Raw genomic sequence first — 24,199 nt, 5'->3', positions numbered from 1 at the left:
TCTCGATGAACTGTGCATGGATGGGTACAGTAGTCTGCACAAGACAATTCGGCTGCATAATCAAACCTCCTGGGAATGCCGCACCGCGGCGTATGGATGGTGGAAGTTCGTACACTGTGGCGATCGAGCGAGGAGCGTTTAGGCGCAGAAAGGGAGCGTCCATTCCGCGCACGATGCGCAGCTGGCGGTAAATCAATGCAACTTCGGAGTGATTACTGCAATTGCGAAAGGAGTCGGTTGGCTAGGCACGACATTCACGGTTTACGCACACGAGAGTGCCGAAATATCCTGCGAGCGCTTGGGGGAAGCAACTCGGAGATTGGATAGATCCGGGACGCCTCGAGCACTAGATAGAGCAGAATCTTATCGGATTAGCATGCTGCCATGGATTGGAGGCCCTCCCGAAGATCGACAGAACGGGGAAAGAACAAGCTGCAAGACAGCAATTCAGTAAGCGCGAACAGGAAGGGGTAATTACTCAAATAGAAATGAGCAAGAGCACGGCTAAGTTTAAGCCGAAAGGTGGGTGACAAAGCCTGAGTCGAGTTTCTCGACTCTTCGCTAGTTATTTGAAGCTCGAGCCCCGAAAATGGTTGCGCAACTTAGAAAATGGTTGCTTGGAGGACAAGACCGCCCCCGTAATCACAATTCTTCGCATCTTTTAAATCAGGAAGTCCTCTTGCGTCCGTAGTTAGTCTTCTACGGTTAGTTCACCGGCCACAGCACAAAGCTACCATCTTTTGGGCCGGAGACAGCGGTTCGCCCCTTATGCCAGAGAGAATCGCGACGCTATCTCGGTTGTCGACGGGATCAGATGCTTGAGACACATCCTTCGCAGCTCTCCTAATCAGGAGACACGGGCATCCACCTGAAAGATACCCGCAGATCCTTCGCTTCGCTCTGGATGACACCCGTGTCAGAAATGCACGGGGGCTTCGGATCCCGTGGGCCCGGATCGCTCCCCCCTCCGCAAGGGCGAGGGACCTGGGCACCCTCATTGCGGTAGAGGAGCCTGTTTGCGGGATGCGGGCGCCCGCCGTTGGCCAGGGGGCACCGCGATTTTTTTACTTGACATGAAGGCGCAGCGCACCCAAAAGTGGACGTAACTTCCCTGGGGGCGATTTCCCATCGCCGCGAATCAAGAACTCAAATCCATGTAGTTCCTATCCTCCTTCAGGAGCTTTCCATGTACCATGCTTCTCGCCTGCTTTCCGTGGCGGCGACCGTCCTCGCGGTTTTTTGCCTTGCAGCCAGCGCACAGAACGTTCCGGTGACCAAAGATGCAAGCATCTTTGTGGACCGTGACGAAAGAAACTTAGGCTATCAGCCAACCCTCACTGTGAGCCCGCGCGCCAAAAGCTATCTCCATTTCGATCTCAGCGCCATTCCCGCCGGCGCGACAGTGCAGAAGGCCACCCTGCGGCTGTTTGTCAATCGTGCCAAGGCAGGTGGCGACCTGGCCGTGTACATGCTGTCTGACACCTTTTCCGAGACCAATCTCACGTGGAATAACGCTCCCACGACCTCGGGGATGGTCCCGGGGACCACGCCGATCCGGCTAGATGCCAGCAACGTGGATCAATTCGTGCAGATCGACGTAACCATGGCCGTTCAGGAGTGGCTTTCCGGCACGTCGCCCAATACTGGCTTCGCTCTCGAGACCACCGACAGCGGCAATTGGAGCTTCGACAGCAAGGAATCCTGGGATACCAGCCACGAACCCGAACTCGAAATCGCGCTGGGCACCGCCGGCCCTCAGGGTCCACAGGGACCAGCAGGGCCGACAGGGCCACAGGGACCGGCAGGCCCTGCAGGTCCGCAGGGACCGCAAGGACCTAAGGGCGATACGGGTGCGACCGGGGCTCAAGGGCCAGCAGGTCCGACGGGGCCCCAGGGTCCACAAGGCCCCAAGGGTGATACGGGCGCGACAGGTCCCCAGGGCAATACCGGCCCGCAAGGGGCACAGGGAAACACCGGTCCGCAGGGCGCTACTGGTCCGCAGGGGCCTCAGGGTGCTACCGGCCCGCAAGGACCTCAGGGACCGGCCGGCCCAGCTTATGGGAATGAATGGGTATTTGGCAGTTACGACGTTCCCGCCGGCAATGGTGCTGCGGACGTCAAGAGTTGTCCCTCGGGCCAAATCGCTCTCACAGGTTCCTGCGGTTATTCGGCATTCGACGTAGGAGTTTTCGACGTGAGTGTGAGTTACTCCGGTCCTGATCCGGGTAATGCAAATGCGTGGAGATGCGCCGTTGTGAACCGCGGAAGCGTAACTCGTACCATGAGCTTCGGCGCGTTCTGTATTACGCCGGGTTCAGGAGGGTCACTGGCAGTTCCCGCTCCGAATCGGCCCGGGCAATCACAGTCCACGCCACCAACGAAGTTAGAGACCGGCATTCTGAAGAAGTAGAAACCAAGCTGCGCTTAACCTCCGCACCGCCGGCTGCCCGGCAGCCGGCGGTGTCACTTTCTGCGGCTGGTGTGGAAGGTGATGGGGCTCCTCGAAGACGGCGGGGAGAGGTTCGTGGTTTCCCACTCATCCACTGTAAAGACGTGAATGAATGGGGCACTTGTGATCTTTCAAGAGGTTGCCCACTGGGTCCGTGTACTCGTTTCATCAGTAGAACAAAGCCCACACGAGGCCTAATATGGGAAGGTGTATGCGCAGTGTCCTGCTTGCGATCGCGATTGTTTTGTCCGTGTTGTCGGCAAAAGCGCCCGCCCAAGTTCCCAATCTGCCCGAAGGTTCTCAAACGCGCTGGGTGGTAAGTCAGCCGCAGGAAATCGTCGCTTATGTTGTGTTCGATCCCGCTGTGGCAAAACGCGAGCTTCCGCAAAGCTTGCGGTTTATCAACCTGAGGGAACTGGCCACGGCGGGAATCCCTTGGGCGGCGGACTATCTGGCCAAGCATCCAGCCCAAGGCAACTGGGCCATATCATTTCTTGAAATCGTTCAGATGGGAACCTTCATCATTGATGGACGCACTCCTAATTGGCCGAAAGACGGAGCTGCGGCATTGTGGTTCGCCCGGGTTGCGCCATCGGACCCGGCCGCGAACCTCGGACCGGGGCGGCCGTATCTGGCCTTGGAATTCTGGATGCCTGATAGCGCTTACGTGGCTTATATGCGTGAGAAGGGTTATTCCGCCACGTACGGTGAAGCAACGCTTCTTCAGGATTCCGATGGAACCTGGCGAGGGACGATCAAAGCCGATGGACTAGAAGTGGCCGCCGCTTGCATGCCGGTCGGACCAGTCAGCGGTGGTACGCGATCGGCCGGGACGCAGACGATTTTCCCACCCCTTTCGTCGTCGGTAAAGAATGTCATTCGCGTGGCGTTCGCCGGGCATCGCGAACGGGAATGCGGAGACGGTTCGTCGCTGGACCTTCACGGTACCCATCCGCTGACTGGAGGCATCGCATTGGAGCCGATGGTCTTCGAGTACGGGTATATCTTAAGAGGCGCTACATACCCTAAATAATTCGTCTACATCTCAAGACCCGATCTTCCCAGGCCGCCTAGACCACTCAACAGGTGTCCGCTTAAAAATATGGGGACACCTGTTGGACTGTTGGACACTCTCCTCCGGTCAAGATGGGAACTTCGAACGCTTACACAACAGCAGATTCCCTCCGGGAATGACAGAAAGAAATGCAAAGGCAAAAGCAGGTCCTTCGCCTTTGGCTCAGGATGACAAATTCATGGCAAGTGAGGGACGTTGTGTCTCGGGGTGGCAAGTGAGGGATGGTGTGTCACCCTGTCACTTGTCACCCTGTCACGTGTGTCCCGGGTGTCACTTGCGGTCGAGGCGGAAGGCGGAGGCTTGGAAGTCGCCGCGGAAGTTGTCGTCTAGCTCGAGGCCGTGGTTCATCCAGTAGGCGCCGGTGGCGGTGGTTGGTTCGCGCGGGTTCGCTTTGCCTTCGATGGCGGTGAGGGTGTACTGGGCGGCGGGGTCGAGGCCTTTCAGTTTTAGAACCGGGAATCCCCTGCCCTCCTGGGTGGAGTGCACGAAGGCGAAGACTACGGACTGCGATTTTTCGTGGTTGACCGTCTGGGTGGCGGAGAACTCGCTGCCGTTGCGGGGCGAGATGAGGCGGTAGAGGTCGCCCTGGACGATGGTGGGCTGCACTTCGTGGTAGGCCTTGATGAGGCGCTTGGCGAGGGCGCCATCGTCGGCGGTCCACTTGGAGATGTCGGCGCCGATGCCGAGCGAGCCCTGCATGGAGCTGAGCATGCGGTAGGAGAGCGACGTGGTGCGCTTGTTGAGCCAGTGGGGCGAGTCGGTGACCCAGGCCATCATGACCTGCGGGGTGTAGGCGTAGGAGAAGCCGTCCTGGATGGTGAGGCGGTCAAAGGGGTCGGTGTTGTCAGAGGGCCAGACCTCGTCGGTGTAGCGGAGGATGCCGAGGTCGACGCGGCCGCCGCCGCCGGAGCAGGACTCGATTTCGACGTTGGGATGGCGCTTGCGCAGCTCGGCGAGGATGCCGTAGAGGTTCTGGGTGAAGGCGACGTAGACCTTCTTCTGCTCGGCGGGGGGGAGCTGGTCCCAGCCGGGCTCGCTCCAGTTGCGGTTGTAGTCCCACTTGAGGAAGGCGATGTCGTTTTCGTTGAGGAGCTTGTCGAGGAAGCCGTAGACGTAGTCGCGGACGTCGGTGCGGGCGAGGTTGAGGACGAGCTGCTGGCGGGCCTCAGTGCGCGGGCGGCCGGGGAAGTTGAGGACCCAGTCAGGATGCGCGCGGTAGAGGTCGGAGTCGGGGTTAACCATTTCGGGCTCGACCCACAGGCCGAAGTCCATGCCGAGGGAGTGGACCTTATCGATGAGGGGCTTGAGGCCGTTGGGGAACTTCTCCTTATTGACGTACCAGTCGCCGAGGCCGGCGTTGTCGGTTTTGCGCTGGCCGAACCAGCCGTCGTCCATGACGAAGCGGTCGATGCCGAGGGCGGCGGCTTTTTCGGCAAGCGCGATCTGGCCGCCTTCGGTGACGCGGAATTCGGTGGCTTCCCACGAGTTGTAGATGACGGGACGCGGTTTGGGTGTGGGCTGGCCCGCGGTTTTGGCGGTGCGCGGGAGGATGTTGTGGTTCTCGAAGGAGTGGAGCAGGCGGGATGCGCCCCCGAGGCCGTGGGCGGAGTAGCCACCATAGAAGGTAGGGGTCTCGAGCTTTTCGCCGGGCTTGAGGACGTAGCCGAAGTCGAATGGGTTGAAGCCACCGGTGATGCGCACGGCGTCGAGCTGATCCTGTTCGACGACGATGCGCCAGGAGCCGGACCAGCCGAGCGCGCCGAACCAGACTTCGCCGCTGTTCTCGTCGGGCGAGCCGGATTGAATCGCAAACCAGGGGTTGGCCTGATGGCCGGTGGAGCCGCGGCGGCTTTCGATGACCCGCGCGCCGTGCTGGAGGGGCTCCTGGGTGAGGTTGTATTCGCCTGCCCAGCGGCCGGTGAGGTAGTTCAGGGTGTAGTTTCCGTGCGGGAGAGCCCAGGCGGCCGCGGCGGCCTGCTCTATGGTGACGGGGTCGGACTCGCGGTTTTCGATGGTGGCGGAGCGGGCGAGGATGCCGGTCTGAGGATCGATGGAGTAGTGGAGCGTGACGTAGATCTGTTTGGTGATGTCCTTTAGGACGACGTCGAGGCCGTTGGGCTTTTCAGTGGAGCTGTCGTAGTGGAGGACTAGGTCGCGGTTTCCGTCAGCGAAGGTGATTTTGAGGGCGGGCTCGACGAAGAGGCCCTCGCCCCAGCCGGCGTACTCCTGGGGGGTGGTGGTGTAGGGCGTGTCGAAGGAGGCCATTTCACGGTTGCGGCGGGCGGGGGGGAGCTTGTCGTTGTCGGCGAGGCGGCCGCCCCAGTAGACCTGCTGGAGTTCGCCACAGGCATTGACGCCGAAGGCATAGGTAACGTTGCCGCCGCTGAGGCGGAAGTCCTTCGTGCTCACGTTGCACCTCGCAGGGGAGGGTTGGGCGGAGAGCAGTGTTGCCGGTGCAAGGAACGATGCAGCAGAGATCAGCAGAACCGCTGGAAGCGTTTTCATCATTGCCTGTTTTCCTCTTGAGGAAGCCTCGTTCCTGATACTATCGCGCGACGGGCACGGGTTGGCCCGAGGAATCTTTCGGGGCCAGTTGCCAGTTCAGAAATCCATACCTCAAGGCCTGAAGGCCTGATGCTTCGGCTTTGGAGGTGTCCGTGCTAAAGCCCGGACCTACCAAGACCGGAAACACCTTGCGGGAGGTCATCAGGTTACCTGGGTAGTATTCGATGTGCCGGACCAGAGCGCGGATCTCCCTCGTGGACGTCCGTAGATGCCTGAGTAGAACGTCGTCCGAATGAGGGAGGGGCGGCTGACTGGATATCAGATATTCTGAGAGTGGGTCCCCACCCGGAGGTTTCGCCTATGGTCTCGTCCATTGCTTCTCCGCCTGCCACCCCTACCCCTGTCGAAAAGATTGCGGACGCGCTTCAGCATGTCAATCCACTGCAGGGGATGCCGTTTGAAGACCGCTTGTGGCTGGCACAGCACGGCGAAGAGGTCGTTGCGTCTCCTGGCGACGTGCTGTTCGAGGAGACGACCCCGGCCGACCGGATGATGATGATCCTGAAGGGCGAGATTCATGTGCATCGGTCGCGCAGCGGAACGATACCGATTTTCATCGGGCGCACGGGACAGATGACGGGATTGCTGCCGTACTCGCGGATGAAGACGTTCGGCGGGCACGGCGTGGCGGCGACCAAGGTTTGGGCGCTGATCGTGCACAAATCGCTCTTTCCGCAGATGCTGGAAGCGATTCCGAGCATGTCGCAGCGCGTGGTTTCGACGCTACTGGACAGGGTGCGCGAAGTGACGCGCATTGAGCAGCAGGCGGAGAAGCTGACCGCCCTGGGTAAGCTGGCGGGAAACCTGGCGCACGAGTTGAACAATCCGGCGTCAGCGGCGCAGAGAGCGGCTTCGGGTCTGATGACGGAGTTGCGCGCCAATCGGCGGAACCGGTTCAAGCTGGTGAATCTGTGCCTGACGGAAGAACAGACGCGCGCGGTGGAGGAGTGGGAACACAACATCTTCGAGCGCGAGCCGGTGGAACACCGCGACGCGGGCGAGCTGATTCAGCATGAGGAAGCGCTGCGGAAGTGGCTGAACGCTCTGCCCTGCGAAGATGCATGGGACCTCGCGCCCAACCTGGCTGAGCATGGGGTCACGATCGCTGAGCTCGATAAGTTGCATACGATTCTGGAAGCGAACGGGACGTGCGTGACGCTGCAGTATTTTGCGCGCTACCTCAGGTCGACGAGGTCAGTGGAAACTCTGATTGCATCGACGGCGCGGATCTTTGATTTGATCAGCGCGATCAAGACGTATTCGAACATGGACCGCGCGGCGATTCTGGATGTGGATGTGCCGGCGGGGCTGGATGCCACGGTGCAGATGCTGCAGTCGCGCATGCGCAACGTGACGGTGGAGCGCGATTACCAGGCGAATGTGCCATTGATCAGCGCGTATGGCGCGGAACTGAACCAGGTTTGGACGGCGCTGATTGAGAACGCGCTGGATGCGATGGCCGAGGTGAGTGGCCCGCGAACGCTGAAACTGGTTTGCAGGGTTGAGGGCGAGCTGTTGCTGGTGGAGATCTGCGACAACGGGCCGGGGATTCCTCCGGAGTTGCAGGACCGGGTGTTCGAGCCGTTCTTCACGACCAAGCCGCCGGGACATGCGCTGGGGCTGGGCCTTGATCACGCGATGCGCGTGGTGCGGAAGCACCGTGGGTATCTGGAGGTACGCTCGGAGCCGGGAAATACGCGGTTCCGCGTGCGGCTGCCGCTGAATCAGTTCGAGGCGTACTGATATTGCCAAGACGGCGCAGGATTATTTCTCCAGGGACTCGAGCTTCTGGCGCATTTTCACGAGATCTGCGAGAGAATCGGCCTGCATTTTTTCCATAACCTGCTTTCGATATAGCTTTACGGTGACGATGCTCAGGCTGATCTCGTCGGCAATTTCCTTGTTCATCATGCCGTCGGTGACGAGCTCCATTACCTGGCGCTCGCGTGCGGAGAGGCTGTCGTAGCGTGCGGCAAGAGAGCGCATGATGCCTTCTGCCTGACGTCGCGCTCTGTCGACGGCGAATGCCTGGTCGATTGCCTGGAGCAGTTCGCTGTCTTGAAATGGCTTTGTGAGGAACTCGACAGCACCGGCCTTGAGCGCTTTGCGAACCATGGGAATATCGCCGTGGGCGGTCATGATGATGATGGGAATGGTCAGTCCTGTTTCGGCGAGTTTCGCCTGCAGTTCCATTCCGCTGAGCCCGGGCAGACGCACATCGGCGACCAGGCAGCCGGGCATGTCCGCATGCAACGAGGCGAGGAGTTCTTCCGCCGATGCGAAGCGCTCCACTCGCATGCCAGCAGATTCGAGCAGATCGCAGAGGGCTTCTCGCACGGCCGCATCATCTTCGACCAGATACACGGTCTGGAGCAGCGGCTGGAGGCCAGGGTCGGTCACGCGGTTGTCCTCAGTGTGAAGTGGATTGCTGTGCCGTCGCCGAGGGATTCCGCCCAGATGCTGCCGTCGTGTTCTTCAATGATGCTACGGCAGATTGCGAGACCCATGCCTGTGCCTCCCTGCTTGGTGGTGAAGAACGGTTCAAACATGTGCGCTCGGCTCTCCTCGTTCAAGCCGGCCCCATGATCTCTGACCGTCACCTGGATTTCCGTTTCTGCTGACACGGTGGTGGAAATCTCCAGGAACGGGATCGATGCACCTGCCGCCATCGCCTCCATTCCATTCACGGCAAGGTTCAGGAGCAGTTGCTGAATCTGAACACGATCAATGCTGACGGAGGGCAGGGGATCTGAAAGCTGCAGAGTGATACCGATTTTCCGCCGCATGGCTTCGTCTCGCAGCAGACGAGCCATTTCGCGGATGATGTCATTCATATCGGCTGGCTCGCGGACATAATCGGTTCTGCTGAAGAGCGAGCGCACGCGACTCACAACCTGGCTGGCTCTTGTGCTGTCGCGCACGATCCGATCTGCGGTGGCTTCGGCGCGACTCAAATTGGGCGGTTGCATCTGGAGCCATCTTCGGCACGCGTGCGCATCGGTGAGAATTGCCGTGAGAGGCTGATTGAGTTCGTGGGCGATCGCGGCGGACAACTCAGCCATGCTCAGTGTGCGCGAGAAGCGGGATAGCCGCTCCTGAGAGACGAGAAGCTCCTGCTGGGCTCGTTCCTGATCCTCAACGTCAATGTGCACCCCGTACCAACAAGCGAGGGCTCCGGACTCCTGGAAGTGAGGATTGGCGCGGAGAATGAACCATCGGAAAGATCCATCCGCGCCTTGGACGCGGGCTTTCACTTCGAGCTTCGTGGTAGAGAGCCGAGCTTCATCCCACTGACTTATCACCGCAGCCACATCATCAGGGTGAATGATGTCGTAGAACCTCTCCCCTGCAAGTTGATCGACTGACTTGCCGAGATACTCGAGGAGATCACGGTTTGCATACTCGATGGAACCAGTCCTGTCGGTTCGCCAAATCTGCTGGGGGATTGCTTCGGTCAGGAGCCGCAACTCGTGCTCGCGTTCCCTTATTTCGGCATTGGACTGCTGCAATTCCACGGTGCGCTCTTCGACGCGGACTTCGAGTTCATCGCGCGACGATCGAATCGCCGACTCGATGCGCTTACGCGCCGCACTGACGCCTGTGATGGCGATGGCACAGACAATGAACGCGGTGAGATAGCTGCGATATTGGGGGCCGACCGAGAGTGAATACAGCGGCGGCATGAAGAAGAACTCGACCAGGAAGGTGGACATGGCGGCGGAGATGAGTCCTGCGATGAATCCGCCGAACCATGCGCTGCACATGACCGCGCCAAGAAATAAAAAGATGAATGGATAGGCGAAGATGTGTTGAAGTGCGAAGGTCCACAGGAGCGCGAGCAGCACAAAGAAGACCGCGACAGCAAGCGGTCGCCCCACGTACTCCATTGCATAATTGGAGATCTGCTCAGCGCGGAGGGTCATATGACGCATCATAAATCGACGGTCAATGGCCATTCGGCTTAGCCAGGGCGGAGGTCAGAGGATGCACAGTTCCCGATGCGATCAATATGCGGAAAGCTGATCGGGAATTTGGCCGTTCAGGAGGCTTGCGGCCGCTTTGCGCTGGTCCCTCCTGAGGCGGCGAGTGGCGACGATTTGCACCCACCGGGGGATGATGCTCGCGCGGACGCCTGTCGCCCTGGAGATCACAAATGCCTGAGCGCACTTTTCGAAGAGCTCCGCGTTGAAAACGGCCCGCTCGCAGGTCATGCCTAGACAGATGAGTCCCGCTCCAAGCAGAGCCGCGTTGCGCCCCCGGCGAAAAGCATCTTTAACCAACTGGCTGCAGAGTTCTACTTTCTCCAAGCGGGCCACGCCCGGAGGGCCGATATGGCGAAGTTGTTCGTCAAAGAGCGGGGGGAGATTGGCGCCGCTCTGCGCGAGAATCCGCGCACCTTTCGGGCTCGAGATAGCGATGGAGCCAACGTCTGGGCGCTCTTTGTAAATGCAGCTATGCAGGGCAACAATGGCTTCAGTTGAAAATGCATCTGCCGCCTCGACCGCGCTTGCATGGTCATCCAGATTATCGAAGCCGGTGGCCAACAACATCTCGTCTGTACCTGGTATTCGAACCGACAGACTATCTGATCGAGTGTTAAGAAACTCCTTGTCTTCAAGCCGCCGGAAGCCGGCGGTCAAGTGTGTCTCAAGCTCCAGTCGTTGCACAAAGTTCCTATCTACACGAGTTTCAAAACGTCTTCAAAGCGATTCAGCGCGTCGTCAATGACTGCATCGGTGTCAGCAAGGCCGGTGTAAATGCGGCTTCCAGCAATGGTGATGATTCCGTGAGCGCTGAATGCCGCGCCCATTTCTTCCATAACGTGCTTGCGTGTCGTGGCTTCGCGCATGACCTTGATGGGATTGCGCATGCTCATGAGCATTACAGCCGACGTTTGGAGGTGAACGATGGAGCCCTGATTGTAGGCGACGTAAGGCAGATTGAGACGGCGGATGATCTCATCAAGCCCCCTGCGCAGCCGGTCACCAGCGCGCCCGGCATGAACTGCCGCATGGGTCCGCTGCATCTCCTGAATAGAGAAGTAGCCAGCCGCGGCCGACAGCGGATTGGCGCTTAGCGTACCACCCACAAATGCGCGCTTCGACGTGGTGCCGATGCCGCCCGCGAGCAGCATCATCACATCGCGGCTGCCACCGATACCGCCGGCCATTGGATAACCACCGGTGAGGCACTTGCCCAGCACGGTGATGTCTGGCTTAACGCCGAAGTAGCCCTGCGCGCCACCCATGCCTACGCGGAATCCCGTAACGACTTCGTCGAAGATCAGCAACGCATTGAACTCATCGCAGAGCTTGCGAAGCTCGCGATTGAAATCGCGATAGACCGGGCGCGTGCCGCTCTCGGGGCCGAGGGGCTCAACGATGATTGCCGCGGTTCCACCGCGGAGACGATTGAGCCACAGAGTGCGGCGCAGCGCATCAAGATCGTTCGGGAACCTCTCCTGAATAAATGCGGTGGCCTGGCGCGGAATGCCGACGGCTTCTCTGCGGCCGGTGCCGGGAATGCGCATGCCGTACACCATCTGATCGCTCCAGCCGTGGTAGGCGCCGCCGATCTTGATGATCCATTTGCGGCCGGTGTGGGCGCGGGCGAGGCGAATGGCCGCCATTACGGCTTCAGTTCCGGAGCCGAGCATGCGGAACATCTCGATGGACGGCATTGCTTCGCAAACGAGCTGCGCGAGCTTGACTTCATACTCGTGCAAAACGCCGGTGACAGGACCGCAGTTGTCCAGCACCTGGTGCACCTTTTGCCGGACGACTTCGTTGTTCGAATCCAGCAGAGTGGGACCGCCGGCTTTGAGGAAATCGATGTAGCGATTGCCGTCAACATCAGTGAAGTAGGCGCCCTTCGCACTGGACATGGCGAGGGGAAAGGGATAGTTGAAGGCAAGGTTGTGCTGGATGCCGCCAGGGATCACGTCGGCTGCGGCGCGCGCGAGCTGTTTAGAGCGCCGGCATTTTTCGTCGAAGTACCTGAGCACCGTCGCCATGTTTTCAGGGCGGATGGCACGGACCGGCTGCTGAACCAGTTCCTTGAGGCGCGCGTAGAGCGCATTCGTGTCCGGCCACTCTGAGATGCCGTATGCGGAGCTTGCGGAGGGGATAGCCGGGTTCGGCGCCGTGATACTCATGGTCGGTTCTCCAGTTCCGGGTTCGGGACAAGCAAGCTCAGTGCTTCGCGAGTCCAAGCTTCAGCACCAGAGATCTGTCGATTCTGGATTGCGCTGCGGAAGAACTCGCTGCAGGCGCGTTCTAGCATGTCGACTCGTTGGGCTGCTTCGCGGAGCGAGGGTCCGCAACACACCACGCCGTGGTTGCGCAGGAAATAGGCATTGATATCTGGCCGGAGGCTTTTGCGAAGCTTCGACGCGAGCCAAGCTGTACCTGAAGGAGCATAGCCGACGCAAAGTGCCTTCGGCCCCAGGGCTGCTCGATACGCAGGAAGATCGAACTCCAGATCCCTGCCTAGCAATGTGTATGCGCTGGCGATGGGCTGGTGCGTGTGGATGCTCGCAACGCAGTCGCGCCGCGCACGCAGCAAATGGGCATGCAGCTTGTGCTCAACCGATGGGCGCTTGTCCCCAGCGACTTGCTGGAGATCGCTCAATCTAAGAACGCAAATGTCGGCTGCGTTCAGAGCATAGTAGTCGGATGCAGACGGCGTGATGGCGAAGTGCTCCTCATCGATGCGGCATGCAACGTTTCCTCCTGTGCCGGCGAGATAGCCTTTGTCGGCCAGATGCAGGCATGCGGCAATCAGATCGCGACGAACAGACTCGAAGGTCATGATGGTCGACTCTCCTTCGAGTTGATGCGCTTATAGAAGGGTGCGAGGCGCTTGTAAGCAAGCTGGAATTCTTCGAACCGCTCGTCGTACAGGTTTCTAGTCGCGGGATCTGGCGTGTATGTGCGACGGATTCGGGTGATGGTGGTAAGGTCGTTGTACTTCATTTTTCCGAGGCCTACATGGCCGATGAAGGCCGCACCGATCGTGTTGACCTGGATCGATGAGACAAGTTGCCGGACAGGTACGCCAAGGACGTCGGCAAAGATCTGGCACCAGGCATCAGAAGTTGCGCCGCCACCCACGAGTGTTACCTGCTTGATGGGGTGGCCGAGGAAGCGAATGAAGGGCGACAGCATCCAGCGCGTGTTCAACGCGATTCCTTCCAGGACCGCGCGAATCAAGTCGGCGCGGGAGTGGTGGAGGGACAGATTGAGCAGTCCTGCGCGGAGACTGGAGTCATCGACCGGGCTGCGTTCTCCGAAGATCCACGGCGTGTAGAGCAGGCCGCACGCACCGGGAGGGGAGGAAGCAACGATCCGCTCGACAACGGCGTAGAAATCCGCGGGCTGCGGAGTGCCAAACTCATCGTCGGGAAAGAGCAGCTTGTTCGATAGATATGAAAGGTTGGAGCCGGCGGAGGATTGCAGGGCCGTTGCGAGATAGCGGCCGTCCAGGGCGCAAGGGACGGATGCGATTTGCGCGGAGAGGTCGGTCTTCTTAAAGGGAACGTGCGCGCCGATCCAGGAGGATGTGCCGATGTAGATGTGCGTTTCGCCATCCACGATGGTGCCGGCGCCCAGGGCAGCTGCTGAGTTGTCGACTGCTCCTGCGACCACGGGCGTGGATTGCGGCAGACCGAGTTGTTGCGCAGCTTCCGGCGTGAGCGGGCCGAGCAGATCGGTGCAGCGGACAATCTCGGGAAATTTGTCTGCGTCGATTCCGGATTGACGGATCAGCTTGGGATCGTAGTGGACGTTGGCAATGTCGCGATTGTCCGTTACCCATGAGGTCAAGATGGAATCGACGGTGGCGACGAAGCGCCCGGTGAGGCGGAGATTCAGATAATCAAGAGCATTCAGGAATTTGTAGGTCTTCTCGTAAATCTCTGGACGCGTTTCCTGAATGAAGGCCATGTGTGCTGCAGGGTCTTTTCCGGACAGCGCAGGCGCTCCGCCGGTGCGATGAATCCAGCGCATCAGTCTGAGTGGCTCGTATCCGGCGATGGAGAGGAGCCCGCTGCCTGCTCGGCGCCTGATCTGCTGGGCTCCGCGCATATCGAGCCACAACATCGCGCGATGCAGGGGCTTGCCTGATTTGTCGACGGCAACGGTGCACTCGCCCTGACTGGAACAGCAGACCGCGATAACTCGTGCCTGCGCTGGCAAAGCTGACAGCGCCTCACGGGCTGCGCCGACCAGCGCGTTCCACCAGTCTTCCGGATCCTGCTCGGCGCCTAGCTGATCAACGATGTGAAGCGCAACAGGTCGAAATGCCCAGGAATTGACTGTGCCGTCCGGCGCAACCAAGGCGCACTTGCATCCCGACGTGCCGAGGTCGACCGCAAGAACGAATTCGCCGGATTGCGCAATCATCGCTCCTGTCCTTCCCTCGTCGGTTCGGTCGGTTGCAGCCCAGGCTAGGGGCCCGGACACTATGCTCATCGGGATAATATGAGCATCAGTCACATTTTGTCAATTCTCCCGCAATGGCCAAAAGGTCTTAACTCAGCTGCGCTTGACAGTACAATTTGGCGCCCTCTTTAATAGGGCGATCAACTGCTAAATCATGGCATTGGCAGTGGCCGGCTCGAGGCGATGACGATCCGCCGGCTCAAGTGTTCCAGAAACGTGTGTATGCTCAGAACGCTCTTCCCCCGCGATCGGGATCAAATCCTTGTACTACCTCTTGTCGGCGCGCAGCTCGTCATCGGAACGAGCCTGTTCCTTCTGCCGGTGCTGGTTGACACGCTGAAGGGCCGTGCTGGACTCACAGGAAGATCAGCGGGACTGCTGGTGAGCATGGAGCTGGCGGTTGCTGCGATCACCACGGTCGTCCTCTCAGCATTCTCATCGCGGCATTCTGTGCGGTCCCTCGCCATTGCGGGCGCGACGTTGAACGTCTTTGCCGCTCTTGGAACGCTCACGTCATCCGCGCCGACGGTCCTCATCGCGTCTCGTCTTGCGGCAGGCGTTGGCGCGGGTATGGTGGGAGCGGGAGGCACGTGCTTTCTGTCGCGAGCGTTCGATAAGGAGAGGATCATTGCCGTCGTCACCCTCTCTTCCATTCTCGATGCAGCGATCTGGCTGGCTTTGCTTCCCTACATGGTTGACCGGCTGGGATATCGCGCTCCGTATATTTGCCTGCTAATTGTCGGCCTGATCGGCGCAGCGCTGCTACTGCGCCTGCCTGGAATGCGATACAGAAGGCGGAAAGCGCATGCCTCAATGTCGACGAATACGCTGCCTTCCCTGCTGGTTGTTGCGGCTGTGTTCCTCACTCAATTGGGCCAGGGGGCATTCTGGTCGATGGAGGAATTCTACGGAAGAGCTGCAGGTTTCAACGACCATGGCATCGGCGTGATTCTCGCTGTCTCCACGTTGCTTCTTTTGTTCGGCGCGATGGGAGCGGCATGGGCCGGGGAGCGCTACGGCCGATTCACAACGCTGTTCGGACTGCTTTTCGCGAATGCTGTAGCGATGTATCTGGCGTCCACGATAGCTGTGCACTGGGTCTACGTTGCGGCGAACGTAGTGCAGGCGATCACCAACCTTTCGTGCGTGATCTACCAACTGGGGCTCTCCGCTCGCATGGACCGCCACGGTCGAACCGTTGCTGCAAGCACGGCACTGGTCACACTGGGGAATGGCATCGGCCCTGCGCTGGCCGCGACTCTGGGCGTCGCCGCGGTTGCAACCGCAACCCTGGTGCTGAACGGAGTTGCTCTGGCTCTCTACGGCATTGTGATGATGCGGTTCGTAGATGAGTCGCAGATGACGCCATCGCTGACCTGACGCGAGACAAGGAACGATGCAGATGGATGAGTCCACCACGGTTAAATCTGCTGCCGCTCAGGACGTGAGTCTTCCTCACGAGCGACTGCGCCAACTGCGGCAGAGTGTCGATTCCGGAATCGTGCGCCCGCTCGCCTGGCGACTCGCGCAGCTCGGCGGACTGTTGCGCTTCGTGGACGAGCAGGAAGAGGCGATGCTCGAGGCTCTCAAGGCCGATCTAGGCCGCTGCCGCGCAGATGCGCGGATGGCCGACGTCTCGATGGTCCGGGCGGAGATTCGGCTGATGCAGAAGAACCTGCGCCGATGGCTGCGCCCGCGGAGAGTGCGCACGCCGCTAGCAGCGCAGCCCGGGAGGAGTTGGACTCAACCGGAACCATTCGGTCTTGCACTCATTCTCGGCACGTGGAACTATCCATTTCAGCAGATCCTGATACCCCTTGCCGGTGCGCTGGCTGCAGGCAATTCAGCGGTGATGAAGTTGCCGGAGAGCGCGCCGCATTCGTCGACGCTGATGGCCGCGCACCTGGAGCGATACGTCGATCCGGAAGCAGTGATCGTCATCTCGGGTGGGCCTGAGACCGCATCGCAGCTTCTCGAACTTCGGTTCGACAAGATCTTCTACACCGGATCCAGCCGAGTTGGGAGGATTGTGATGGCGGCGGCCGCCGCGAATCTCACACCGGTGACTCTGGAACTCGGCGGGAAGAATCCTGTCATCGTTGCAGAGGATGCACCGATTGAGATCACGGCGCGGCGCATCGCCTGGGGCCGCTTCATGAACTGCGGGCAGCTTTGCGTTGCACCCGATTGCGTGCTCGTTCCGGAGCGCCTGCGCATCCCGCTGATTGAAGCACTGGGCGAGGCTATAGTGCGCTTCTATGGAAGCGATCCCCAGCGCAGCGAATCGTACGGGCGCATCGTGAATGCGACGCACTTTGCGAGGCTGCAGCAATTTCTGAAGGAAGGCCGAGTTGTGATCGGGGGGCAGTCAGACGAGAAGGATCGATACATCGCTCCAACCGTGCTGACCGATATCCCGGACGACGCAACCGTCCTGCGGGACGAGATCTTCGGCCCCATACTTCCGGTGATTGGCTATGACAGTCTCGAGCAGGCGCTGTCGTTTGTTCGGAGCAGGCCCAAGCCGCTTCAGCTTCACCTGTTCACGAAAGACCGGCGACTTCAGCACCAAGTAGTCAACACGATGAGTGCAGGCACGATCGTTGTGAATGATTCGATTGTGAGTCAGATAGTCCCGGACCTGCCATTTGGGGGAGTAGGGGATAGCGGAATGGGCTCGTTTCACGGTCGCTACACGTTCGAAGCATTCTCCCGCCCAAAGGCGGTTCTGCACCGATCATTCCGCGCCGATCTCGACGCGCGCTACCCACCGTTCACGGGGATGAAAGATCGCATCCTGCGGTGGCTCATCTCCTGACAGGCTTTCGATTGGAAACCGCCGGCTTTTTGGAAGCTTTGGCCTTGCCGCGAGGAGGACCGGTTTGAGTTTCGAGCGTCGCAGGGTTGATCAGCAATGCGATAGCGGCTTTCAGAGACTGCAGAATGCGCGCCCGATGCGGCTCAGGCAGACATAGAGCGAGGCGCGTGGTGGAGCTCGACATTTCGATTGCGATCAACGCGCGATCATAGAGCGAGCTGGCGGCAACACTCGGATGCATCTTGTGCAGAAAGTCCGCGATGGAGCGCGCATTGTGAAGCGTGTCTTCTACGTTGAGTTCGCGAAGTTCCATGGAAGCAGCGACACAGCTCCATATCTCGATGAATGCGGGATTGGAGGCCTGAAGCTGCGCCATGCGGTCGACGATGCTCCCGATCAACTCGTCTGAGTGGTCTTCCCCTTCTGCCAGCGAACGCTTGATCCCGTCGGTGAGCGCTTGCGTGATGCTGGACGTGTAACGGCTCCACATCTCGCGAACGATTGCGAGCTTCATGGGGAAGTACTGGTAGACCGAGGCGATGGGCATCTTCGCTTCGCGCGCGATTTCGCGCATCGAGACGCTTTCATATCCGCGGGCCGCGAAGAGGCGAAGCGACGCTTCGAGCACCTGTTCAAATCGAGCCTGGCTGCGCTCCTGGCGGGGTATCCGCTTTACCTGTGTTCTGTCCTCTGATTCCAGCATCGGCTACCTCAAAACACCATGGTATGGGATGAGCTTTCATTTGCAGGCGGAATCTGTCGCTTGCTTATATCGACGATTGCTAAAAAGAATCCTGATCCGGTCCGGGCACGGCACCCTCTCCATGCCTGCTGAATTTAGCCGAGCTTGATTGCTCCACATCAACCATCTGCGTTCCAGCGTGGCGGAAGATAGTGGTGGCGGTCGATTCGAAGCGCTAGATCGAAACCTGGATAGCCGGCCGCTCTTGACGGAACATGAGCATCGCTCATATATTCTAGCGTGATTCTGTTGAGGTGATGTAATGTTTCGCTGGCGTTCGCGCTGTTCTGCACTCATTCTGCTGTTCCTGTTGACCTCGGTCGCACTGACCGCCCAATCCGTACAGTCCACCATCCTTGGAACCGTTAAGGATCAGGGGGAGTCGGTACTTATCGATGCTCGTGTCGTTATCACCAACACGGATACGGGGATCTCGACAAGCTACAAAACGGACGCGAGCGGCAACTATCAGGCCACGGACCTGTCCGCAGGAAATTACCAGGTTGCGATCTCGAAGGATGGTTTTCAATCCAAGCGGGTTTCGGATATCGTGCTCTCGGCGCGCCAGCAGCTTCGCGTGGATGTGACGCTGATCATCGGCAGCACGCAGGAGGAGGTCCGGGTGGATGCAAGCGCCGCCGGAGCCATCGAAACCGAGACTCCCTCGATTGCTTCCTCGCTGGACACGCAGAGCGTGGTGAATTTGCCGGTGAACACACGGGCCAGCGGCAGCACCAGTCCGCTGAACATGGTTCAGGCCCTTCCGGGCGTGCAGTCGGACAACGGGCTCAACTTCTCGGTGCAGGGTGGGCTTCCGTTTCAGTCGGAGACGTCGGTCGACGGCATTTCCACGCAGAACGTCAACAGCAACTCGCCGCTCTCGGACGCATTCCCTTCGACGGAGTCGATTGCTGAGATCCGCGTGGACGGTGTGAGTAATAATGCCGAGTTCGGCCCCGTGGGCGAGATCACGACGGTGAGCAAGAGCGGAACCAATCAGCTGCATGGATCGCTTTTCTGGTATCACCAGAACCGGACTTTCGACGCGGTGGCGTACGGCACGCCGGTCGATCCCGTCACCGGAAGCGTGGAGCGGCCACAGAAAATCGGCAACGATTTTGGGGCCAGCGCCGGTGGACCTCTCGTTATTCCGCACCTTTACAATGGACACGACCGCACCTTCTTCTTCGGCACGTATGAGGGCTTCCACTTCCCGAAGCAATCGACGATTCAGAACCTGGTGCCGACTCCGCCTATGCTGAGCGGAGACTTCAGCCAGGAGGTCCCGTTCAACCCGGCGGATCCTTCTACGTGGATGTTCAATCCGTCGACCGGGGGCATTTACGATGGCAACGTTGTGTCGCCGATCAACGCTTCGGCGAATCCGTTTCTGAGCCTGTTCCCAGCGCCGAACGTCGCTAACTACAAAACCGTGATTGAGGCGGAGCAAGGTCTTGGCTACAACTACACGGCCAATCGGGACAGCGCTTACCACTCGAACCAATTCGACGCCCGCGCGGATCATCGCTTCACTGACAAGCTTCAGGGCTTTGCGCGCTACACGTTCAAGAACGTCACAAGCCTTAATCCGCAGGACCTGAACGTTCCGTCGGTCACTGCGTTCGACGACTACAGGATCCTAGCCAGTTCGCTTGTATACGTATTTTCGCCAACTCTACTGAACGAGTTCCGCTTCGGATTCACGGTTGAAAAGAATGGTCTGCGCGATCAGATCGACGGCAGGCCCTACACCGCAGCGGCGGGCTTCCAGCCGGTGAGTGAGAATTATCCGGTCAATGGCATGGCCGCGCTGTGGTTCCCGAATATGACGATGGTCAAGGCCGGTGACCTCAGCAACACTTCGCAGAGCCATCTGTATCAATATGCCGATAACGTGACCTGGACGAAGGGGAGGCACACGGCGAAGCTCGGTGCCGATATTCGCTCGATGCAAGCGGTCACCACGCTGGGAAGCTTCGGCATCAACAACGTTGAAGTGTTCGCATTCACTGGCCAGGTGACGGGTGCGCTGCTTCCGAATAGCAGCGTGGCACAGTTTGCGGATATGCTGGGCGGCGCCCCGGTGGAGACGCAGTATTACACGCTGGTTCCGAAAAATGCCGGGACCACGACCTATTACGGCGGCTTCGCACAGGACCAGTGGAACGTTACGCCCAAGCTGACGCTGTCGTATGGGCTGCGCTACGAATACCATCCCGCGTATCACGACAAGTACGGCGCGATCGGCAACTTCGATCCGAGCACGGCCACCACTGGGTCAGTCATCTATCCTGCGGGGCACAAGGATCTGCTCGATCCGACCTTCCTCGCCAGCTTCAATGCGTGCGGATATGGCGATCCGAACGCGTCCGCTCCTGCGAATTGCACACCGGTTCTCTCCAGCAGCGAGGCGCATCTGCCGAGCAGCCTGCGGCGTTCGCAGTGGAACCGCTTCCTGCCACGCGTGGGAGTCGCATGGAGACCCTTCAACAATGACACGACCGCGGTGCGGGCCGGGTTTGGCATGTATAACACGACCCTGCTGGGCAGTATTTTCTTCGCGATGACCGACTCGCTGCAGGCTGCCTCGCTCAACTACTTCAACTCGATGACCGAGAATGGGCTGGCCTACCTGTGGCCGAATACCAGCCCCGGCACCGGATCGTCCGCTCCCGTCTACGGCACGTCGAGCTTCAACACAGCCGACAAGATCGACTGGCAGGATCCGTATTCGATGCAGTGGAACCTTTCCGTGGATCACAAGTTCCCGGGCGATATCGGAATGCGCGTCTCCTACATCGGTATGAAGACCGACGATCTGGTACTGACCCCTGATCTGAACGACATGTCGTATTCGAGCACGACTCCGGCGTTGCAGCGGCCGCTGACCGATCGTCCCTTCCCGAACTGGGGCTCGATCAACTCGCATCTTCCGGGGGGAGTCTCCAACTACAACTCTCTGCAGGCGGAGGCCAATCATCGCACTCAGCACGGTCTCACGCTTGAGTCGTCATTCACGTGGGCTAAGAATCTTGCGGACAATGCCGGCTCTGGCTCCTCGTCGTTCGTAGCAGAAAACGGCGGCGGTTCCAGCCCGACCACCTATCTGCATAACCCGATGCTGGACTATGGCAACGTGAACGGAACGCGGCGCGAGCGATGGATCAGCACAGGCGTCTATGAACTTCCGTTCGGCCACGGGCGCACATTCGCCGCGCATGCAAACCGCTCTGAGAACGCGCTCATTGGGGGATGGCAACTGAGCAGCATCTTCCTATGGCAGACCGGTCCGTATCTCTCGGCTCATATTCCGCAGAGCAATGCGGACCCCTCGGGTACAGGATCCGGCATTCTCTACGGCGCGGACCAGCGGCCTGATATCGTCGGCAACATTCGTCCTGCGCACCCTAACAGAAACCAATGGGTGAACCCGCGCGCGTTTGCCTGCCCCAGCAACAGCGGCTACACGGAGTCGTCCTACGCGGGCAATGCCTGCGGCGTGGGCGTGACGTCGAGTCCCATTGGACGCTTTGGCAGCGAGCATGTTGGAGATATTGAAGGTCCGGGAACCGTGAACTTGTCGGGCGGCCTCAGCAAGCGCATCGAGATCACCGAACGTGTCTTCCTGCGCGCTGAAGGGACCTTCACGAACGTACTGAATCACACGAACCTGAACGATCCGCTGCTGGACTTCACAAATCCGAACTTCGGCAAGATCACCTCGGCACGCGGGTCTGACTTTGGCGGCAACCGTACGGGCCAGGTGTCGATGCGGCTTGAGTTCTGATCCACGACCGATGATTGATGAGTTACGAAGGATACGCTTGATGATGATCTCTCCACGATCAATAAAGACTGCAGGCCTGATGTGTGGTCTGCTGCTCGTCTTACCCGTGCTTGGCGGAGCGCAATCTACCAAGCCCATTCCTGCCATCCAGAAGAATGGCGATTCCTACCGGCTTCTTGTGGACGGCGCACCCTACCTGATGCTTGGCGGCCAGGTCCATAACTCCGACACGTCGAACGATGACGATCTAAACAAGGCGCTCGACGTGCTCGCCAGCTGGCATTCGAACACTGCCGAGGTACCCATTTATTGGGAGGCGATCGAGCCGAAAGAAGGGCAATTCGATTTCAGCTCAGTCGATCTCGCGATTGAGGCTGCTCGCAAGCGCGAGCTGCATCTCGTGTTTTTGTGGTTCGGCACGTGGAAGAACGGCGAGAGCCACTATGTGCCCGAATGGGTCAAGCGCGACAAGCAGAAGTACACACGCGTGCAGGGCTCGCATGGTGAAGAGACGGAGATCGTTTCCCCTTTGTGCCATGCGGCCATGGAAGCAGACTCGCGCGCATTCGCCGCAGTGATGCGCCACATCAAGAGCGTCGATGAAGCCCAACGCACTGTCCTCATGATGCAGGTGGAAAATGAGCCGGGCCAGCTTGGCACGGACCGCGACTATTCAGATGCGGCCAACCGCGAGTTCAATCAACCGGTACCGAAGGAGTTGTTGAGCTCTCTTGAGAGTCATCATCAGCAGCTCGCGGCTCCCATGGCCAGGGTCTGGAGCAAATCGACGAAGGCCGGCAATTGGAAGCAGGTCTTCGACGATCTGGCGCCGGAGACCTTCAGCGCTTGGATGATCTCGAACTATGTCAATACAGTCGCAGGTGCCGGCAAGCACGAGTACCCGCTGCCAATGTATGTGAATGTGTGGCTCATTGAAGGCGTGGAACGAGCCGGCCGCTGGCCAAGCGGTGGCGCTACAGTCAATGCGTTCGATGTCTGGAAGGCGGCTGGTTCTTCCATCGACGTTCTGGCGCCCGACATCTACTACCCCAAGTTCTACGATGTCGCCGTTCAATACACGCGGCCAGACAATCCGCTGTTCGTGCCCGAAACGAATTTCAACCCTTATTTCATCGGTTTTGCTTACACCACTTTCGGCCAGTTCAACGGCATCGGCTTTAGCCCATTCGGCATCGATGACGTTGTGAGAAACACGACGGGAGCGGCGATCGGTGCAGGGTTCGAAGACACCTACCGAATACTGCGCCCGATGCTTCCAACGATCGCTCGCTATCAATTCACAGGCAAGCTCCACCCCGTGTTGCAGGGACTGGGCAACGGCGAGGATTGGAAGCAGTCGATTCGTGTGGGTGATGGGCTCGCTGCCAATATCGATTTCACGGCCTCGTTCGATCCAGCCAAGGGCAGAGCATCTGGCATGATCATCGAACTCGCGCCCGACGACTTTGTTGTAATGGGAACCGGATTCGATGTCACTTTCCGCGAACTGGATGGGCCTCTGCGTGATGCTCAGCTTATCTCGATTGAGGAGGGAACGTTTCAGGAACAGAAATGGATTCCATCTCGCCGCCTCAATGGGGATGAGCGCCATGTTTCACTGCCAGAGAGAGCGACAATCTTGCGGGTGCGGGTTGCCAGGTGATTGAATCTCGGAGGGCCTCTGCATGTGGATGGATTTGCGAGAACACAGCGGAGGTCCGGGATCTGATGCACGGCGAGGCACGATTGCATGGCGACTACGAAGCTTTGGACGGATGAGGAAATATCAGCTAACCCCCGCGTAAAGGCCGTGATTGACGACATCCGGACAACGCGCAAATCAGACTTCATCAATAATTTCTGGCGCGCGCTCGCCAATCAACCGGCAGTTCTAGAACGCACCTGGTCCAACCTCAAACAGGTGATGTTTGCGCCGGGCGCGCTCGATCCGCTTACCCGCGAGTTGATTTACATCGCGGTCTCGACAATTAACGGCTGCGAGTATTGCATCCACTCTCACACGGCCGCGGCGCGCGCGAAGGGCATGAGCGATGAGCAATATGCGGAGTTGCTCTCCATTTTGGGGATGGCCGCCGAGACGAACGCCCTGGCAAATGCACTGCAGGTTCCAGTGGATTTGGAGTTTCAGGTTCGATAATTTCGAGTCTTGGAAGAGTGGTGCCCGGAGGGGGACTTGAACCCCCACGGCCTTGCGGCCTGCGGATTTTAAGTCCGCTGCGTCTGCCAGTTTCGCCATCCGGGCCTGGCTTCTATGCCAATTTGGTCTGCTCAGCCGATCTTCAATCATTCTAACCGGCGGGG

Annotated in this window: 16 protein-coding genes and 1 tRNA gene; 8 read left to right on the top strand and 9 right to left on the bottom strand. The window is 59.3% G+C overall.

What is annotated here, in order from left to right; genetic code table 11:
• Positions 1–1,186 precede the first annotated feature (1,186 nt).
• Positions 1,187–2,410: a DNRLRE domain-containing protein gene (locus MOP44_RS27885; RefSeq protein WP_313901015.1), complete on the top strand. Its 1,224-nt coding sequence runs from the start codon at positions 1,187–1,189 to the stop codon at positions 2,408–2,410.
• Positions 2,411–2,660: 250 nt separating this feature from the next.
• Complete coding sequence (locus MOP44_RS17200; RefSeq protein ID WP_260791483.1) at positions 2,661–3,482, top strand: hypothetical protein; 822 nt, start codon at positions 2,661–2,663, stop codon at positions 3,480–3,482.
• A gap of 312 nt (positions 3,483–3,794) precedes the next feature.
• Here the strand turns inward: MOP44_RS17200 and MOP44_RS17195 are convergent, their stop codons facing one another.
• Positions 3,795–6,032 carry an alpha-galactosidase gene (locus MOP44_RS17195; protein ID WP_260791482.1) on the bottom strand — a complete coding sequence of 746 codons (2,238 nt, stop codon included), beginning with the start codon at positions 6,030–6,032 and terminating at the stop codon, positions 3,795–3,797.
• Positions 6,033–6,389: 357 nt separating this feature from the next.
• Between MOP44_RS17195 and MOP44_RS17190 the strand changes: the two genes are divergently transcribed.
• Complete coding sequence (locus MOP44_RS17190; protein WP_260791480.1) at positions 6,390–7,832, top strand: sensor histidine kinase; 1,443 nt, start codon at positions 6,390–6,392, stop codon at positions 7,830–7,832.
• 21 nt (positions 7,833–7,853) lie between these two features.
• Here MOP44_RS17190 and MOP44_RS17185 read toward each other — a convergent pair whose 3' ends face one another.
• The 6 genes from MOP44_RS17185 to MOP44_RS17160 form a co-directional block, all read right to left on the bottom strand.
• On the bottom strand, positions 7,854–8,489 hold the full coding sequence (locus MOP44_RS17185; RefSeq protein ID WP_260791478.1) for a response regulator transcription factor: 636 nt from the start codon (positions 8,487–8,489) through the stop codon (positions 7,854–7,856).
• Positions 8,486–10,012, bottom strand: coding sequence for an ATP-binding protein (locus tag MOP44_RS17180; protein WP_260791476.1), 1,527 nt, complete (start codon positions 10,010–10,012; stop codon positions 8,486–8,488). The genes MOP44_RS17185 and MOP44_RS17180 overlap by 4 nt, the downstream gene beginning before the upstream one ends.
• A gap of 81 nt (positions 10,013–10,093) precedes the next feature.
• On the bottom strand, positions 10,094–10,639 hold the full coding sequence (locus tag MOP44_RS28115) for a class II aldolase/adducin family protein (protein ID WP_390905498.1): 546 nt from the start codon (positions 10,637–10,639) through the stop codon (positions 10,094–10,096).
• Between the two features lie 128 nt (positions 10,640–10,767).
• Complete coding sequence (locus tag MOP44_RS17170) at positions 10,768–12,243, bottom strand: aspartate aminotransferase family protein (RefSeq protein ID WP_260791472.1); 1,476 nt, start codon at positions 12,241–12,243, stop codon at positions 10,768–10,770.
• Positions 12,240–12,899, bottom strand: coding sequence for a class II aldolase/adducin family protein (locus MOP44_RS17165; protein ID WP_260791470.1), 660 nt, complete (start codon positions 12,897–12,899; stop codon positions 12,240–12,242). The genes MOP44_RS17170 and MOP44_RS17165 overlap by 4 nt, the downstream gene beginning before the upstream one ends.
• Positions 12,896–14,560, bottom strand: coding sequence for a xylulokinase (locus MOP44_RS17160; RefSeq protein ID WP_260791468.1), 1,665 nt, complete (start codon positions 14,558–14,560; stop codon positions 12,896–12,898). Before MOP44_RS17160 ends, MOP44_RS17165 begins: the two co-directional genes overlap by 4 nt.
• Before the next feature lie 192 nt (positions 14,561–14,752).
• On the opposite strand from MOP44_RS17160, the gene MOP44_RS17155 reads away from it, so the two are divergent.
• Together MOP44_RS17155 and MOP44_RS17150 are read left to right on the top strand one after the other, a co-directional pair.
• On the top strand, positions 14,753–15,910 hold the full coding sequence (locus MOP44_RS17155; RefSeq protein ID WP_260791466.1) for an MFS transporter: 1,158 nt from the start codon (positions 14,753–14,755) through the stop codon (positions 15,908–15,910).
• Between the two features lie 22 nt (positions 15,911–15,932).
• A complete protein-coding gene (locus MOP44_RS17150) occupies positions 15,933–17,348 on the top strand; it encodes an aldehyde dehydrogenase family protein (protein ID WP_260791464.1) in 1,416 nt (471 codons plus the stop codon).
• Here the strand turns inward: MOP44_RS17150 and MOP44_RS17145 are convergent.
• The gene (locus MOP44_RS17145; protein ID WP_260791462.1) at positions 17,338–18,051 is read right to left on the bottom strand and encodes a TetR/AcrR family transcriptional regulator; all 714 of its coding nucleotides are present in this window, start codon (positions 18,049–18,051) and stop codon (positions 17,338–17,340) included. The two genes, MOP44_RS17150 and MOP44_RS17145, sit on opposite strands and share 11 nt — an antisense overlap.
• Positions 18,052–18,352: 301 nt before the next feature.
• Here MOP44_RS17145 and MOP44_RS17140 point away from each other — a divergent pair, with 301 nt between their 5' ends.
• The 3 genes from MOP44_RS17140 (at position 18,353) to MOP44_RS17130 (ending at position 24,035) form a co-directional block, all read left to right on the top strand.
• Positions 18,353–21,877: a TonB-dependent receptor gene (locus MOP44_RS17140; protein ID WP_260791460.1), complete on the top strand. Its 3,525-nt coding sequence runs from the start codon at positions 18,353–18,355 to the stop codon at positions 21,875–21,877.
• Between the two features lie 79 nt (positions 21,878–21,956).
• Positions 21,957–23,540 (top strand): GH35 family beta-galactosidase, encoded by a 1,584-nt coding sequence (locus MOP44_RS17135; RefSeq protein ID WP_260791458.1) that lies wholly within the window; start codon positions 21,957–21,959, stop codon positions 23,538–23,540.
• 87 nt (positions 23,541–23,627) lie between these two features.
• The gene (locus tag MOP44_RS17130; RefSeq protein ID WP_260791456.1) at positions 23,628–24,035 is read left to right on the top strand and encodes a carboxymuconolactone decarboxylase family protein; all 408 of its coding nucleotides are present in this window, start codon (positions 23,628–23,630) and stop codon (positions 24,033–24,035) included.
• A gap of 18 nt (positions 24,036–24,053) precedes the next feature.
• Here MOP44_RS17130 and MOP44_RS17125 read toward each other — a convergent pair.
• Positions 24,054–24,140: transfer RNA gene (locus MOP44_RS17125), tRNA-Leu, on the bottom strand.
• Positions 24,141–24,199: the final 59 nt, after the last annotated feature.

Source organism: Occallatibacter riparius, assembly GCF_025264625.1.
Lineage (GTDB): Bacteria > Acidobacteriota > Terriglobia > Terriglobales > Acidobacteriaceae > Telmatobacter > Telmatobacter riparius.
This window is presented reverse-complemented; position numbering and strand designations above follow the sequence as displayed.